This window comes from Cellulomonas sp. P4_B5_2 (genome assembly GCF_056402235.1).
In genome coordinates this window covers 1-15,212 of the sequence record NZ_JBFUHU010000044.1, presented here as the reverse complement: position 1 = coordinate 15,212, position 15,212 = coordinate 1, and the positions used below count along the sequence as shown (strand labels likewise).

The 15,212-nt window shown below is 73.8% G+C and carries 13 protein-coding genes and 1 pseudogene; 11 read left to right on the top strand and 3 right to left on the bottom strand.

Translation table 11 applies throughout. The features are described 5' to 3' along the window. Positions 1 to 931, top strand: a pseudogene (locus AC1DUQ_RS04865) (hypothetical protein); the annotation flags it as partial. On the opposite strand, the gene AC1DUQ_RS04860 reads toward AC1DUQ_RS04865, so the two are convergent. Beyond that, positions 918 to 1,121 carry a hypothetical protein gene (locus AC1DUQ_RS04860; protein ID WP_477062392.1) on the bottom strand — a complete coding sequence of 68 codons (204 nt, stop codon included), beginning with the start codon at positions 1,119 to 1,121 and terminating at the stop codon, positions 918 to 920. The pseudogene AC1DUQ_RS04865 and the gene AC1DUQ_RS04860 sit on opposite strands and share 14 nt — an antisense overlap. A 56-nt stretch (positions 1,122 to 1,177) precedes the next feature. On the opposite strand from AC1DUQ_RS04860, the gene AC1DUQ_RS04855 reads away from it, so the two are divergent. Next, on the top strand, positions 1,178 to 1,615 hold the full coding sequence (locus tag AC1DUQ_RS04855; protein ID WP_477062393.1) for a MarR family winged helix-turn-helix transcriptional regulator: 438 nt from the start codon (positions 1,178 to 1,180) through the stop codon (positions 1,613 to 1,615). Here the strand turns inward: AC1DUQ_RS04855 and AC1DUQ_RS04850 are convergent. Continuing rightward, positions 1,602 to 1,970: a VOC family protein gene (locus tag AC1DUQ_RS04850; protein ID WP_477062394.1), complete on the bottom strand. Its 369-nt coding sequence runs from the start codon at positions 1,968 to 1,970 to the stop codon at positions 1,602 to 1,604. The two genes, AC1DUQ_RS04855 and AC1DUQ_RS04850, sit on opposite strands and share 14 nt — an antisense overlap. A gap of 110 nt (positions 1,971 to 2,080) precedes the next feature. On the opposite strand from AC1DUQ_RS04850, the gene AC1DUQ_RS04845 reads away from it, so the two are divergent. The 5 genes from AC1DUQ_RS04845 (at position 2,081) to AC1DUQ_RS04825 (ending at position 8,171) form a co-directional block, all read left to right on the top strand. Further along, positions 2,081 to 2,857 carry an LLM class F420-dependent oxidoreductase gene (locus AC1DUQ_RS04845; protein ID WP_477062395.1) on the top strand — a complete coding sequence of 259 codons (777 nt, stop codon included), beginning with the start codon at positions 2,081 to 2,083 and terminating at the stop codon, positions 2,855 to 2,857. 30 nt (positions 2,858 to 2,887) lie between these two features. After that, positions 2,888 to 4,510, top strand: a complete 1,623-nt coding sequence (locus AC1DUQ_RS04840; RefSeq protein WP_477062396.1) for a metallophosphoesterase family protein — start codon at positions 2,888 to 2,890, stop codon at positions 4,508 to 4,510. 67 nt (positions 4,511 to 4,577) lie between these two features. Further along, the gene (locus tag AC1DUQ_RS04835) at positions 4,578 to 6,149 is read left to right on the top strand and encodes a D-alanyl-D-alanine carboxypeptidase family protein (RefSeq protein ID WP_477062397.1); all 1,572 of its coding nucleotides are present in this window, start codon (positions 4,578 to 4,580) and stop codon (positions 6,147 to 6,149) included. Positions 6,150 to 6,174: 25 nt separating this feature from the next. Further along, the gene (locus tag AC1DUQ_RS04830) at positions 6,175 to 6,852 is read left to right on the top strand and encodes a metal-dependent transcriptional regulator (RefSeq protein WP_477062398.1); all 678 of its coding nucleotides are present in this window, start codon (positions 6,175 to 6,177) and stop codon (positions 6,850 to 6,852) included. 86 nt (positions 6,853 to 6,938) lie between these two features. Continuing rightward, positions 6,939 to 8,171, top strand: coding sequence for an MFS transporter (locus AC1DUQ_RS04825; RefSeq protein ID WP_477062399.1), 1,233 nt, complete (start codon positions 6,939 to 6,941; stop codon positions 8,169 to 8,171). Here AC1DUQ_RS04825 and AC1DUQ_RS04820 read toward each other — a convergent pair. After that, complete coding sequence (locus AC1DUQ_RS04820) at positions 8,109 to 9,854, bottom strand: helicase HerA-like domain-containing protein (protein WP_477062400.1); 1,746 nt, start codon at positions 9,852 to 9,854, stop codon at positions 8,109 to 8,111. The genes AC1DUQ_RS04825 and AC1DUQ_RS04820 overlap by 63 nt on opposite strands. 78 nt (positions 9,855 to 9,932) lie before the next feature. Here AC1DUQ_RS04820 and leuS point away from each other — a divergent pair, with 78 nt between their 5' ends. The 4 genes from leuS to AC1DUQ_RS04800 form a co-directional block, all read left to right on the top strand. Continuing rightward, on the top strand, positions 9,933 to 12,821 hold the full coding sequence (gene leuS / locus AC1DUQ_RS04815; protein WP_477062401.1) for a leucine--tRNA ligase: 2,889 nt from the start codon (positions 9,933 to 9,935) through the stop codon (positions 12,819 to 12,821). 5 nt (positions 12,822 to 12,826) lie between these two features. Next, the gene (locus tag AC1DUQ_RS04810; protein ID WP_477062402.1) at positions 12,827 to 13,786 is read left to right on the top strand and encodes a DegV family protein; all 960 of its coding nucleotides are present in this window, start codon (positions 12,827 to 12,829) and stop codon (positions 13,784 to 13,786) included. 364 nt (positions 13,787 to 14,150) lie between these two features. Beyond that, a complete protein-coding gene (locus AC1DUQ_RS04805; RefSeq protein WP_477062403.1) occupies positions 14,151 to 14,894 on the top strand; it encodes a ComEA family DNA-binding protein in 744 nt (247 codons plus the stop codon). Then, a partial coding sequence (locus tag AC1DUQ_RS04800; protein ID WP_477073465.1) for a hypothetical protein occupies positions 14,891 to 15,212 on the top strand: 322 nt, incomplete at its 3' end. The genes AC1DUQ_RS04805 and AC1DUQ_RS04800, both read left to right, overlap by 4 nt.

The window sequence follows — 15,212 nt, the reverse complement described above, 5'->3', positions numbered from 1 at the left end:
CGCCACGACCCCGGGCGTGCAGGCGATCGCCGCCGCCGCGCCGGACCACGCGATCGCGGTCGGCGCCGCGTTCGGCCCGGCCGACCTGCTGGCAAAGCGGGTGGCCGCCGCACGGACGGGCGCGCTGCTGGGCGGCGGGGGGCAGCTCGTGTTCCCGCAGGTCCCGGGCGTGCCGGGCAAGAAGTACGTCGCCCTGTACGGCACGCCCGGATCCGCGGCGCTCGGCGTGCTGGGGGAGCAGGACGTGCCCGCGACGCTCGCCCGCGCCGACGGCACCGCGGCGCCCTACCGCACGCTCACCACCGACGCGGTGGTGCCGATGGTCGAGATCATCGCGACCATCGCCTCGGCCGGACCCGGGGACGACGGCAACTACTCGCAGGAGCGGTCCGTCGAGGAGCTGCGTCCCCTGGTGGAGGCCGCGGGAGCGGCGGGCATGGCGGTCGTCCTGGACCTGCAGCCCGGGCGGACCGACTTCCTCACGCAGGCCCAGCAGTACGCCGACCTGCTCGCCCTGCCCTACGTCGGGCTCGCGCTCGACCCCGAGTGGCGCCTCGCCCTGGACCAGGTGCACCTGCGCCAGATCGGCTCCGTCGGCATCGACGAGGTGAACGGGGTCGTGGCCTGGCTCGCGGACTTCACCGCCCAGCGCGCGCTGCCGCAGAAGATGCTCGTCCTGCACCAGTTCGCGGGCCGGATGATCACCGACCGGGCGCGGCTGGACACGTCACGCGACGAGCTGGCGCTGGTCATCCACGTCGACGGGCAGGGCTCGCAGCCGGCGAAGGCGGGCACCTGGAACGCGCTGCGGACCGACGCGCCGCCGGTGCACTGGGGGTGGAAGAACTTCTTCGACGAGGACAAGCCGATGCTGGACCCGACGCAGACGTACCAGGTCCAGCCGGTGCCGGACCTGGTCAGCTACCAGTAGCGGGACGCTCCACCAGGAACGTGCGGCCGGTGGCGTCGACGACGCGCTCGAACCCCGCCTGCAGCTCGGCGTCGCGGGCGACCTCGTCCTCGGTCAGCTCCTTGCGCGGGCCGCGGATGTTGCCCACCTGTGCGGGACCCAGGTAGGTCAGCCACCACTCGGTCATGTCACGCCGCTGCTTCTTCGACACGAGGTCTCCTCGGTAGTTCGTGCCCTAACTATATGCGCACGATCTAGGCTGGCGGCATGGACGATCCACTCGCCGTCGAGGCCCAGGTCTGCCTGACCATGTCCGCCGCGGCCCGCAGCCTCGTCGCGTTCTACCGACCCCTGCTCGAGCCGCTCGGGCTGACGCACCCGCAGTACCTCACGATGCTCGCCCTGTGGCAGTACGGCCGCCTCTCGCTCAAGGACCTCGCCGCCGTGCTCCATCTCGAGCCCGCCACCGCCTCGCCGCTGGTCAAGCGGCTCGAGGCGATGGGACTCGTCCGGCGCGAGCGGGCCACCGACGACGAGCGCGCGCTGGAGATCGTCGTGACGGACGACGGCCGCGCGATGCGGGCCTCGGCCGTCGGGATCCCGGCCGCGATGGTCGAGGGCCTGGGCCTCACGCCGGAGCAGATCGAGCAGATCCGTGCGGCGGCGGAGCTGCTGATCACCGCGACGGCACCTACCCCCGCATGATCTGCTGCACGGCCCACCGGTTGCCGTCGGGGTCGGCGAAGAACGTGAACCGCCCCCACGGGAAGTCGACCACCGGCTCGGCGGCGACCCCCCGGCCCACCAGGTACTCGTAGGCGGCGTCGGCGTCGACGACCACCACCTGGAGCCCCTGCTGCGAGCCCGCCGGCATCGTCGTCATGTTCACGTCCAGGACGATCGAGCAGGCCGAGCCCGGGGGAGTGAGCTGCACGAACCGCAGGTTCTCGTCGACCGGGATGTCGTGGTCGGCCACGAACCCGACCTGGTCGACGTAGAACGCCTTGGCACGGTCGATGTCCGTCACGGGGACCGAGACGAGCTCCAGCTTCATGTCCATCGGTGCGACTCCTTTCGAGAGGTCATGCGACCAGCGTCCTCGCAGTAGCGGTCAGCCGCTGTCCGCTGCTCGGACGGTCCGATCCTCGTGTCGTCCGTAGGCTCGACACCATGACGCACCCCATCCGCATCGGAGTCCAGCTCCAGCCCCAGCACGCCGACTACGCCCAGCTCCGCGACGCGGTGAGCCGCGCGGAGGACCTCGGCGTCGACATCATCTTCAACTGGGACCACTTCTTCCCGCTGTCGGGTGACCCGGACGGCAAGCACTTCGAGTGCTGGACGATGCTCGGCGCGTGGGCGGAGCAGACCAGCCGCGTGCAGATCGGCGCGCTGGTCACGTGCAACTCGTACCGCAACCCCGAGCTGCTGGCGGACATGGCCCGCACGGTCGACCACATCAGCGGAGGCCGGCTGATCCTCGGCATCGGCGCAGGGTGGTTCGAGAAGGACTACGACCAGTTCGGCTACGAGTTCGGCACCGCGGGCTCGCGGATCGCGGACCTGGCGCAGGCGATGCCGCGGATCAAGGCCCGCTGGGCGGCGTCCAACCCGACGCCGACGCGCGAGATCCCGGTGATGATCGGCGGCGGCGGCGAGCGCAAGACCCTGCGGGTCGTCGCCGAGCACGCCGACGTGTGGCACTCCTTCGGGGACGTGCACACGCTGAGCCGCAAGAGCGCGATCCTCGACGAGCACGGCGCCGAGGTCGGCCGCGACACGGCCGCGCTGGTCGAGCGCTCGGTCGGTGTGGGGTCGTCGCCGAGCGCGGTCGCCGACGCCCTCGTCGCGGCCGGTGCAACGCTCTTCACGGTGGGCACCAGCGGGCCGGACTACGACCTCTCGCTCGCCGCCGAGTGGGTCGCCTGGCGCGACGCGCAGGGCTGAGTCGGGCCGCGCGCCCTAGGCTCGGGGGCGATGAGCCACCCGAGCAGCCCGGACCGGGGCGTCGAGCGACGATGGTGGCCGCGCGCCCTCCTGGTCCTCGGAGCCGTGCTGGTCGCGCTGACGTTCGGGATCTCCACCGCGTCGGTCGAGAGCAGCCTCGGTCCGCACGAGGCGCGCTACGACGTCACCACGGACGACACGGTGACGGTCGACCTCGGCCCCCTCGGTACGCTCCAGATCGACTCGCCGCTGCCGTTGACGCTCGGGGTACGCGTCGTCGTGCAGGAGATCCCGGCGTCGGTCACCGAGCTCGACCAGGCCCGGACCCTGCAGGCGCTGAGCGGAGACCTGCAGAGCTACCTGCAGTTCTTCTCCGGCCCGCAGGCGACGGTGCAGGACGTCGCCCGTGCGCTGGCCGTGCAGGCGCTCGAACGGACCGGTCTGGCGCTCGCGGTCCTCGTGGGTGGCTGGTTCCTGGCGCGGTTCCTCCTCGGTGGGGCGCGGCGCGCGGAGCTGCACGATCACGTCCGCCCGCACCTGCGGTCCGCCGTGGTCGGGGTGGCGGTGATCGCGCTCGTCGCCACGGCCCTCACGTCCAGCCTCGGGCGCAGGGACCGGCCGTCCGTGTCGCAGCCGGCGTCCGCCGTCTTCGACGGCACGCCGCTCGAGGGGGCACGGGTGACCGGACGGCTCGGTGGCGTCATCGACACGTACGGCGGGCAGGTGGTGGCGGAGCTGCGCAAGAACGAGAAGTTCTACGCAGAGGCCAACGCCTCGCTCGAGGCCGCCTGGGACGACCGGCAGGACGTGCCGGAGCGCGACGACCCGACACCGAGCACGAGCCGGACCGGACCCGACGAGGCGAGCCTGCTGACCGTCGTGGTGGTCTCCGACCTGCACTGCAACGTCGGCATGGCACCGCTGATCCGCACGCTCGTCGAGCGCTCGGGGGCGGAGCTCGTCCTCGACGCCGGGGACACCACGATCAACGGGACCTCGGTCGAGCAGTACTGCGTCACCACGTTCGCCCGCGCGGTGCCGGCGGGCGTGGAGCTGGTGACGTCGCCTGGCAACCACGACTCGTTGGAGACCTCGAGGACCTACGCGCGCGCCGGCGCCACGGTGCTGGACGGCGAGGTCGTCGAGGTGGACGGCCTGCGCATCCTCGGCGACGGAGACGCGAACGAGACGCGCGTCGGGGCCGGCGGGACCGCCCAGGCGGGGACGGAGTCGTCGTCGGACGTGGCCGACCGGCTCGCGGACGTCGCCTGCGACGACTCCGACGGCGTCGACCTGCTGCTCATCCACACGCCGGCCGTCGGCCAGGCCGCTCTGGAGAACGGCTGCGTCCCGGCGCAGATCTCCGGCCACCTGCATCGTCGCTACGGCCCGGAGCGGGTCGGTCGGGGGGTGCGCTACATCAGCTCGAGCACGGCGGGCGCCACCCTGGGTCAGGCGACGGTCGGCCCGCTGCACGGCGTCGCGGAGCTGACCGTGCTGCGCTGGGACCCCGAGACGCGCCGGTTCCTCGACTACCAGCTGGTGCAGGTGCGGCCCGACACGACGGTCTCGGTCACCTCGCGCCTGCGGTGGCCCGTGACGCCGGCGGTGCCCACGGAGCCGGGCAACCGCGCGACGCCTTCACCCGTGTGATCCGCGTCACGCGGGCCTAGGGTGGAGTTGCGCGCGAGCGGAGCCTCGGACGCGCGCGGGAGGGTGCATGGTCCGGGCCTCGACGACGATCGGCCGGGAGCGGGGTGCGCGGTCGCACCCCGCCCTCCGTGCCGCCCTGGCCGGCGTCTGCGTGCTCGTGGGCATCGTCGTGCTGGCACCCGGCGCGTCGGCTGCCCCCGGCGAGGCCGAGCTGCGCCCGGGCGAGGTGCTCGCTCCCGGCGAGGGCCTGGTGTCGGCCGACGGGTCGCAGACCCTGGTGGTCCAGCCCGACGGGGTTCTTGCCCTCTTCGGTGCCGAGCCGGACCCCCGCTGGGTGTCCGGCCCCCCGAGCCCGGGATCGCTGCTGAGGGTCGGTGAGGACGGCGCCATCGCGCTGACCAGGCCGGACGGCTCGGTCAGCTGGCAACCGGACGCGCCCGCGAGCGCGGGCTCGACGTTGGTGCTGCAGGACGACGGCGACCTGGTGGTGCTCGACCCGCAGGGCGCGCAGGTCTGGGAGTCCGGCACGGCCGTGCGGCCGTCGATCCTCCCCTCGGGCGGCGTGCTGGCGCCCGGGGACGCCCTCTCCTCACCGGACGGGCGGCACACCCTCCTCGTCCTCGACGACGGGACGGTTGCCCTCCTCGGCCCGGACGCGACGACCCGCTGGTCCACGGGGGCCGGCACTCCGGGGTCGACCCTGACCGTGCGCGAGGACGGCAACGTGGTCGTCGCCGACCCGGACGGCAACCGGACCTGGCGCAGCCGGACCGCGGGTAACCCGGGGTCGACCCTCGTGCTCCAGGACGACGGAGACCTCGTGCTCTACGACGTCGCGGGCGCGCCGGTGTGGAGCACGGGCACCGTGCTCGGTCCTCCGTCGCTGGTGGCGGGGACTCCTCTGGAGGCGGGTGCGCAGCTGAGCTCGCCGGACGGCCACCTGAGACTGCAGCTCGCGGCGGACGGGCTCGCCCTGAGCTACGACGGCTCGGCCGTGTGGTCCGCGCCGGTGCCCGGAGCAGCCGCTCTCGCCGTCCGGGACGACGGCACGGTGGCGGTGACCGGGGCGGACGGTGCGGTGCTGTGGACCAGCCTCACGGAGGCCAGCCCAGGGGCGACGCTCGAGCTCGAGGAGGGTGCGCTGCTCCTGCGTGCGTCGACCGGACAGGAGCTGTGGCGCATCGACGTCCCGGCCGAGCTCATGGTCGCGACCGAGGTGGCCACCGACTGCGACGACGTCACCAAGCCCGTCCCCGAGGCCGACACCGTCGTCACGAGTCTCGGTGTCCGCGTCCACCCCTGCCTCGCCGGCGCGCTCGACGCGCTGATGACCGCGGCGCAGGCCGACGGTATCGAGCTGCGCGCCTGGGGCTGGCGCAGCGCGAGCCAGCAGATCGCGCTGCGCGCCGCGAACTGCAGCCCGACCGAGGCGGACCCGACGATCGTCACCTGCCGGCCGCAGACCGCACCGCCGGGGACGTCCCGGCACGAGCGCGGCCTCGCGCTCGACTTCACGACCGGGGGCTCGGTGCTCCGGTCCGGCTCGGCCGCGTTCGCGTGGCTGTCCGAGCACGCCGCCGACTACGGGCTCGAGAACCTGCCGGGCGAGCCCTGGCACTGGTCCGTCGACGGCTGGTGAGCGCAGGCGCCCTAGGCTGGACGGCGTGAGCACGCCGACGACCCCCGAGCTGAGCGCCGTCACGCAGGACTACCTCAAGGTCGTGTGGTCGGCGCGCGAGTGGTCGACGCAGCCGGTGACCACGAAGATGCTGGCCACGCGCCTCGGCGTCGGGGCGTCCACGGTGTCGGAGACCGTCCGGCGGCTGGCCGACAGCGGGCTGGTCACGCACCAGCCGTACGGTGCGGTCGAGCTCACGGCGGACGGCGAGCGGCACGCGCTCGCGGTCGTGCGCCGGCACCGCCTGATCGAGACGTTCCTCGTGGAGGTGCTCGGTTACGGCTGGGACGAGGTGCACGACGAGGCCGAGGTGCTCGAGCACGCGGTCTCGGACCTGTTCGTCGAGCGCATCGCCGCGCAGCTCGGGCACCCGCGCCGGGACCCGCACGGCGACCCGATCCCGGGCGTCGACGGGTCGCTCGACATCCCCGCGGCCAGCGTGCTGTGGGACGTCGAGCCCGGGGGATGGGCGGTCGCCAGGATCTCCGACGCCGACCCGGAGCTTCTGCGCTACCTGGAGTCGGTCGGGCTCGTGCTGGACGCGCCGCTGACCGTGGTGGAGCGTCGCACCGTCTCCGGCGTCATCTCGGTGCGGGCCGGCGAGCGCACGGTCGACCTCGGCGAGGTGGCCGCCCGCGCCATCTGGCTGGTCCCCGCCGCCTGACAGCCCGTACGCTGGGCGACATCCACCGGAGCTGACGACGACGCACTCCGCACCGAGATCGAATCGATTCGTCCGGAGGCTCGTCGTTGGTCACCCTCACGCCTGCGCGCTCGCGCGCTGCGCTGTTCGCCCTCGCCCTCGGCGGGTTCGGCATCGGCACCACGGAGTTCGCGACGATGGGCCTGCTGCCCGAGATCGCCGACGACCTCGCGGTCTCGATCCCGACAGCCGGCCACGCGATCACCGCGTACGCGCTCGGCGTGGTCGTCGGCGCCCCGACGCTCGCGGCGCTGGGGGCCAGGCTCGACCGGCGTCGGCTCCTGCTGCTCCTCATGGTCGCGTTCACGGTCGGCAACATCCTGTCCGCGTTCGCGCCGTCGCAGGGCTGGCTCGTCGTCGCGCGGTTCCTCGCCGGGCTGCCGCACGGGGCGTTCTTCGGGGTCGGGGCCGTCATGGGCACGGCGGTCGTCGGGCCGGAGAAGCGGGGCCGTGCCGTGGCCGCGATGATGGCCGGGCTGACGGTCGCGTGCGCGGTCGGGGTGCCGCTGTCGGCGATCCTGGGGCAGGCCGTCGGCTGGCGCTGGGCGTTCGTCGGGGTCGGCGTGCTCGGCCTGGTCACGCTCGCCGCGCTGCACGCGTGGACCCCGTCGCTGCCGTCTCCGGCCGGCACCACGGTCCGCACCGAGCTGGCGGCCCTGCGCAACAGCCGGCTCTGGATCGCGTTCGGCGCCGGCGCGATCGGGTTCGGGGGGATGTTCGCGGTCTACTCCTACGTCAAGCCGCTGCTCACGGAGGTGACGGGGCTGGACGTCGCCCTCGTCCCGCTGGTGCTGGCCCTGTACGGGATCGGCATGACGATCGGGACCCTGGTCGGCGGGCGGCTGGCCGACCGGTCCGTTCTGGGGACGGTGATCGGAGGCATGGTCGCGACGATCGTCGTCCTCGTCGTCATCGCGCTCGTCGGGGCGTCCCCGGTGCCCGCCGTCCTGGCCCTCGTCCTGCTGGGCGTGACGTCACAGGTGCTCGGGCTGTCCCTGCAGACGCGCCTCATGGACGTGTCCCCGGCGGCACCGTCGCTCGGCGCAGCCCTCTGCCACTCGGCCCTCAACCTGGGCAACGCCGCGGGCACGTTCGCCGGCGGGCTGGTCATCGCCGGAGGCTTCGGCTACCTGGCGCCGGCGTGGGTCGGCGCGGCGCTCACCGCGCTGGGGCTGGTCGTCGTGCTGGCGTTCGGGCGCGGACCCGCGCCGGTGCTCTCAGCGCCGGCGGGTGCCGAAGATCGTGCGCGTGATCTCACGCCCGAGCTGAGTGCCCGCTGACCGCAGCAGGCTGTCCAGCGGGCTCGTCCGGCTGGTCGACCGACGCGGCGCCGAACGGCGTGCCTCGCGTGCGGCCTCGTCGGCCCGGTCCTGCGCCTCCTCGGCCTCCTGCTCGCGCCGTGCGGCGTCCTGCGCCTTCTGCGCGCGCACGGCGAGCAGCTCGTACGCGGACTCCCGGTCCACGGCCACGGCGTACCGGCCGGACAGCGGTGACGCGGCGACGGCGGCGGTGAGGTTCGCCGCCGGCATCGGCTCCATCGACGACTGCGGCGCCCGCAACCGGGTCCACGCCACCGGTGTCGGAGTCCCGCGCTCGGACTGGACCGTGACCACGGCCTCGCCGGTGCCCAACGACTGGAGCAGCTGCTCGAGGTCGTAGGGGGAGGTCGGGAACGTGCGGGCGGCGGAGCGCAGCGCCTTCGCGTCGTCGGGGGTGAACGCGCGCAGGGCGTGCTGCACGCGGTTGCCCAGCTGGCCCAGCACGTCCGCCGGGACGTCCTTCGGGCTCTGGGTGACGAAGAAGACGCCGACGCCCTTGGACCGGATCAGCCGGACCGTCTGCGTGACCTGGGTCAGGAAGTCCGACGACGCACCCGTGAACAGCAGGTGCGCCTCGTCGAAGAAGAACACGAGCTTGGGCTTGTCGGGATCGCCCACCTCGGGGAGCTCCTGGAACAGCTCGGCCAGCAGCCACATGAGGAACGTCGAGAACAGGGCGGGCCGGTCCTGCACCGCGGGCAGCTCGAGCGCGCTGACCACTCCGCGACCGTCGGGGGTGGTCCTGAGCAGCTCGGACACGTCGAACGCCGGCTCCCCGAAGAAGGCGTCGGCACCCTGGCTCTGCAGCGACACGATCTCGCGCAGGATGACCCCGGCGGTCGCCGCGGACAGCCCGCCGATCCCCTTGAGCAGCGGCTTGCCCTCGTCGCTGACCAGGTACGCGATGGTGGCCTGCAGGTCCTTGAGGTCCAGGAGCGCGAGCCCCTGGGTGTCGGCCCAGTGCATGATCAGGCCGAGGCTCGACTCCTGCGTCGCGTTCAGGCCCAGGACCTTGGACAGCAGCAGCGGCCCGAAGTCCGTGACCGTGGTCCGCACGGGCGAGCCCGTCCCGATCCCGCCCAGGCTCAGGAACTCGACGGGCGACGCCGTAGCCACCCAGTCCTGACCGAGGCTCGACGTGCGGGCCAGGAGCTTCTCGCTCGACGCGCCCGGGACGGCGAGCCCGGACAGGTCACCCTTGATGTCCGCGACGAACACAGGGACGCCGGCCGCGGACAGGCCCTCGGTGAGCACCTGGAGCGTCTTGGTCTTGCCCGTACCGGTCGCGCCGGCCACGAGGCCGTGCCGGTTCATCATCGCCAGGGGGATCCCGACCGGGACGTGCGGGAGCGCCGCGTCGTCCTCGACGAGCGCGCCGAGGGGGAGCATYGGGCCGGCGAAGGTGTAGCCGGCGGCGATCTGTGCGGCGTGCTCGGAGAGCGTCGTCGGGGCCGACTCGGCCGGGGCGCTCACCGGGTCGACGGCAGCCGGTGCCGGGCTCACCTGCGCGGCGGCGGCCTCGGCGGCCGCCAGTGCTGCCGCGGCAGCCTGGGCCTTCGCCTCCGCCGCCTCGGCGGCCGCCTGGGCTGCTGCGGCACGGAGGGCGGCGAGATCGGCGGGGGAGCCTGGCGTGCTGTCCGACATGACCGGAGCATACGGCTGTGTACCCGGGCGCACCCGGCCGCGTGCCGCGGGATCACCGGTGGTCGGTAAACTCGGCGGGTGACCTCGCAGGACGCCCCCACCCCGACCCCCACCGACGACGTTCCCTTCCGCTACACCGCCGATCTCGCGCGCGAGATCGAGCTGCGCTGGCAGGACGCGTGGGCGGACCGCGGCACGTTCTTCGCCGCCAACCCGACGGGTGACCTCACCGACGGTGACGGCCGGCACGCGGATCCCGCGCAGCCGGCGTTCTTCGTCATGGACATGTTCCCGTACCCCTCCGGCGCCGGGCTGCACGTCGGCCACCCGCTCGGGTACATCGCCACCGACGTCGTCGGCCGGTTCCGTCGCATGCAGGGCGACAACGTGCTGCACGCGCTGGGGTTCGACGCCTTCGGTCTGCCCGCCGAGCAGTACGCGGTGCAGACGGGCCAGCACCCGCGCGTGACCACGGAGGCGAACATCGAGGTCATGCAGCGGCAGCTGCGGCGCCTGGGCGTGGCGCACGACCCCCGACGTTCGTTCGCGACGATCGACCCGGCCTACGTGGGCTGGACCCAGTGGATCTTCCTGCAGATCTTCGACTCCTGGTACGACGAGACCGCGCCGCGTCCCGACGGCGGCGTCGGCCGGGCCCGGCCGATCGCGGACCTGGTCGCGGAGTACGACTCCGGAGCGCGCGGAGACGAGTGGGCGGGCCTGGACGAGGTCGCGCGACGGCGCGTGCTGGACACCCACCGGCTGGCCTACGTGTCCGAGACGCCGGTGAACTGGTGCCCCGGGCTGGGCACGGTGCTGGCCAACGAGGAGGTCACCTCCGACGGCCGCTCCGAGCGGGGCAACTTCCCCGTGTTCCAGCGCAGCCTGCGCCAGTGGAACATGCGCATCACGTCCTACGCGGACCGGCTGATCGACGACCTGGAGCACATCGACTGGCCTGACAAGGTCAAGGCGATGCAGCGCAACTGGATCGGCCGCTCGTCGGGTGCCCGCGTCCGGTTCGCGGTGCAGGGTGGGGACCAGGTCGAGGTGTTCACCACGCGCCCCGACACCCTGTTCGGTGCCACGTTCGTCGTCGTGGCACCCGAGCACCCCCTGCTGGACGAGGTGCCCGCGGCGTGGCCCGACGGCACCAAGGACCTGTGGACCGGCGGCCACCGCACGCCGGTGGACGCCGTCGCGTCCTACCGGGCCGAGACCGCCGCCAAGACGGCCGTCGAGCGCCAGGCCGACGCCGGCCGCAAGACCGGCGTGTTCACCGGCCACCTGGCGGCGAACCCGGTGAACGGCGAGCTGCTGCCCGTGTTCACCGCCGACTACGTCCTCATGGGCTACGGCACCGGCGCGATCATGGCCGTCCCGGGTGGCGACGTGCGCGACTTCGCGTTCGCCGAGGCGCTGGAGCTGCCGGTCGTCTACACGATCGACGCCCCCGAGGGCACCGAGCCGGGCGCGCGCACCGGCGAGGGCGTCGCGATCAACTCCTCGAACGACGAGATCAGCCTGGACGGGCTCGGCGTGGCCGAGGCCAAGGCCGCGATCACCGACTGGCTGACCGCCAAGGGCGTGGGCGAGGGCACCATCACCTACCGCCTGCGCGACTGGCTGTTCAGCCGCCAGCGCTACTGGGGCGAGCCGTTCCCGATCGTCTACGACGAGCACGACCTGCCGCTGGCCGTCCCGCAGTCGGCGCTGCCGGTGAACCTGCCGGAGGTGCCCGACTACTCGCCGCGCACGTTCGACCCGGACGACGCGCACTCCACCCCGGAGCCGCCGCTGGGCCGCAACGAGGACTGGGTGAACGTCACGCTCGACCTCGGCGACGGCCCGAAGCAGTACCGCCGGGACACCAACACCATGCCCAACTGGGCCGGCTCGTGCTGGTACTACCTGCGCTACCTGGACCCGACCAACGACGCGCTGCTGGTGGACCCCGCCCTGGAGCAGTACTGGATGGGCCCGGGCCACGGGGAGCAGAAGCCCGACTCCATCGGCGGCGTCGACCTGTACGTCGGCGGCGTGGAGCACGCGGTCCTGCACCTGCTGTACGCGCGGTTCTGGCACAAGGTCCTGCACGACCTGGGCCACGTGGCCAGTGGCGAGCCGTTCCACAAGCTGTTCAACCAGGGCTACATCCAGGCGTACGCCTACACCGACGCGCGCGGCGTGTATGTCCCGGCCGAGGAGGTCGTGGAGGACGCCGCGTCCGCGACCGGCTTCAGCTGGCAGGGCCAGCCCGTCGACCGCGAGTACGGGAAGATGGGCAAGTCGCTGAAGAACATGGTGACGCCCGACGACATGTACGCCGAGTACGGCGCCGACACCCTGCGCGTGTACGAGATGTCGATGGGGCCGCTGGACCTCTCCCGTCCGTGGGAGACCCGTGCGGTCGTCGGCTCGCAGCGGTTCCTGCAGCGGCTGTGGCGCAACGTCGTCGACGAGGGCACCGGCGCCACCGTCGTGTCGGACGAGGCGCCTTCCGAGCAGACGCTGCGGGTGCTGCACCACGCGATCGCGGACGTCACCGCGGACATGGCGGCCATGCGGGTGAACACGGCGATCTCGCGCCTGATCGTGCTCAACAACCACCTGACGACGTTGCCGACGACGCCGCGCGCGGCGATCGAGCCGCTCGTCCTCATGACCGCGCCCGTGGCCCCCCACGTCGCCGAGGAGCTGTGGTCGCGGCTGGGCCACGACCGGTCGCTCGCCTACGAGCCGTTCCCGGTGGCGGACCCGGCATACCTGGTGGAGGACACGGTCACGTGCATCTTCCAGGTGCAGGGCAAGGTCCGCGGTCGCGCCGAGGTCGCCCCCGGCGTGTCCGACGACGAGCTGCGCGAGCTGGCCCTGGCGGACGTCGGTGTCCAGCGCGCCCTCGACGGCCGGGGGATCCGCACCGTGATCATCCGGGCCCCGAAGCTCGTCAACGTCGTCCCGGCCTGACCGGCATGCCCGGCCGCCGCCCGCCCGAGCAGCCGTCGGTCGCGATCGTCACCGACTCCACGGCGACGCTGCCCGAGGGCGCGGCCGAGCGGTGGGGCATCGGCGTCGTCCCGCTGGACGTCGTGGTGGACGGCGTGCGGCACATCGAGGGCGTCGACCTGACCCCGGGGGAGCTGCTCGCCGCGCTGACCAGGGGCGCCAAGGTGTCGACGTCCCAGCCGTCACCCGCGGCGTTCGCGGCGGCCTACGACCGGGCCGCGGCGTCCGGTGCGCGCGAGATCGTCTCGATGCACCTCTCTGGCGAGCTGTCCGGGACGGTCCGGGCCGCGCAGCTCGCCGCGGAGGCCGCTCCCGTGACCGTCCACGTGGTCGACTCGGCAGTGGTCGCCATGGCGCTGGGCTTCGCGGTGCTCGACGCGGCGCGGTTCTCCATCGGTCCTCCGCGGCCGGCCGTAGTCCCTCCGTCCGGTCCGCTCGGCGCCGCGCGCGCGTGGTGGCAGGCCAGGGGGCGTGCCGAGCCGTCGCTGCCGACCGGCGCCGACGTCGCAGACCGGGGGCGGTCGGTCGCCTCGTCGACGCGGGTCTGGTTCCTCGTGGACTCGCTCGAGCATCTGCGCAGGGGTGGGCGGTTGAGCATGCCGGCGACGGCGTTCGGCATCGTGCTCGGCCTGCGCCCGATCCTCTCGCTGCAGGACGGTGCCCTCGAGGTGCTGGAGAAGGTGCGGACGCGACGGGCGGCACGGGACCGGCTGGTCGCGCTCGCCGTCGCCGACCTCGCCCGACGTCCGCACGCCAGGATCGCGGTGCAGCACCTGGGGCAGCCGGAGATCGCCGCGACGCTGGCCGACGAGCTCACCGCGGCGGGCGGGGAGCGGATCGTGGAGACGGTCGTGTGCGAGTCCGGCGCGGTGCTCGCCGCGCACGCCGGTCCCGGTCTGCTGGCGATCGTCGTCGCCGACGCCTGACGCGCTCTTCGAACCGCCCACAGCCCGGACCCGCCGACCGGACAGGCACAGCCCGTCGATGCCGCGCCCCCGAGCGTGGTGGCGACCCTAGGTTCGGCGGGTGCGACGCCGTGACCGTGACCTCTCCCGGACCACCCGGCGTCGGCTGACCGCACTGACCGCGCCTCGCTCGTCGGCCGAACCTCCACGCCCGCCGCCGGCCGCCACGAGCGGTCGGCCCGCCCTCCCGGACGTGGCTGCACCACCCCGGTCGTCCGGGTGGGTCCCACGTCCCGTCTCGGCACGGACAGACGACGTCGTCGCCGCGGCGGCGGCGGCTCCTGCGCCCCGCCCGGCGGCGTCGGACGCCACGCCCGGTCCGGCTGTGCCGGACGACGCTGTGCCYGGTCCGGCCGCGCGGGACCCGGCGCCCGACCGGGCCACGTCGGAACCGACCCCGCGGACGACCGCTGCACTGCACGTCGCGGCGGCCGGGTACGCCACCGCGCACGGGGACCCGATCGCTCGCGCGCCGGCACCTCGTCGCCGCCTCCGGTGGACGGTCTCGTGGCGGCTCGCGGCCGCGGCAGGGGCCGTCGTTCTCCTGGTGGCAGGCGGTGTGGCGCTCCGTGCGGCGTCCGTCGCGCCGGGTCCCGCGGTCGTGCTCCCTGTCCCGGCACCGAGCGCGACGGGCGCCCGTCCGACGGACGTTCCCACCGAGGTGGTGGTCGACGTGGTGGGGGCGGTGAACGCACCCGGCGTGGTCCGGCTGGCAGAGGGTTCGCGGGTGGTCGACGCGATCGCCGCGGCCGGTGGTGCCGGCGCCGACGCCCAGCTGAGCGCCCTCAACCTGGCGCGGCTGCTCGTGGACGGCGAGCAGATCGCCGTCCCGCGGCCCGGCGAGCAGCCCGCGACGGCGGCGGTTCCGTCCGGCGCGGACGAGCTGCTCGACCTCAACGGTGCGGACGAGGCCGCGCTCGACGCGCTGCCCGGCATCGGCCCGGTGCTGGCAGGGCGGATCGTCGCGCACCGCGAGAAGGGACCGTTCACCTCGGTCGACGAGCTCGCCGACGTCGCCGGCATCGGCCCGACCCTGCTCGAACGGCTGCGTGAGCTGGTGCGGGTGTGACCACGCCCGAGCCGGACGAGGACAGCGACCCGCCGCTCACGGTCGACATCCGGCTCGTCCCCGCCGCCGTCGCCGCCTGGATCGCCGCGCTGCTGGKCGTCCGGATCTCTCCGGACGCGGCCCGGACGGGTGCCGCCGTCGGCCTCACCCTCGTGGTCGGCGCCCTCGTGGTCGGCCGGGCCGGACGGCGGCTCCAGGTGCTCGGCCCCGTGCTCGCACTGGCGCTGGTCGCGGGCTCGGCGGTGCTGGGTGCGGGCGCCGGCCAGTCGGCCGCTCGCACCGAGGGCCTGCTCCCGGTCCTCGCGCGCGAGGGGTCCG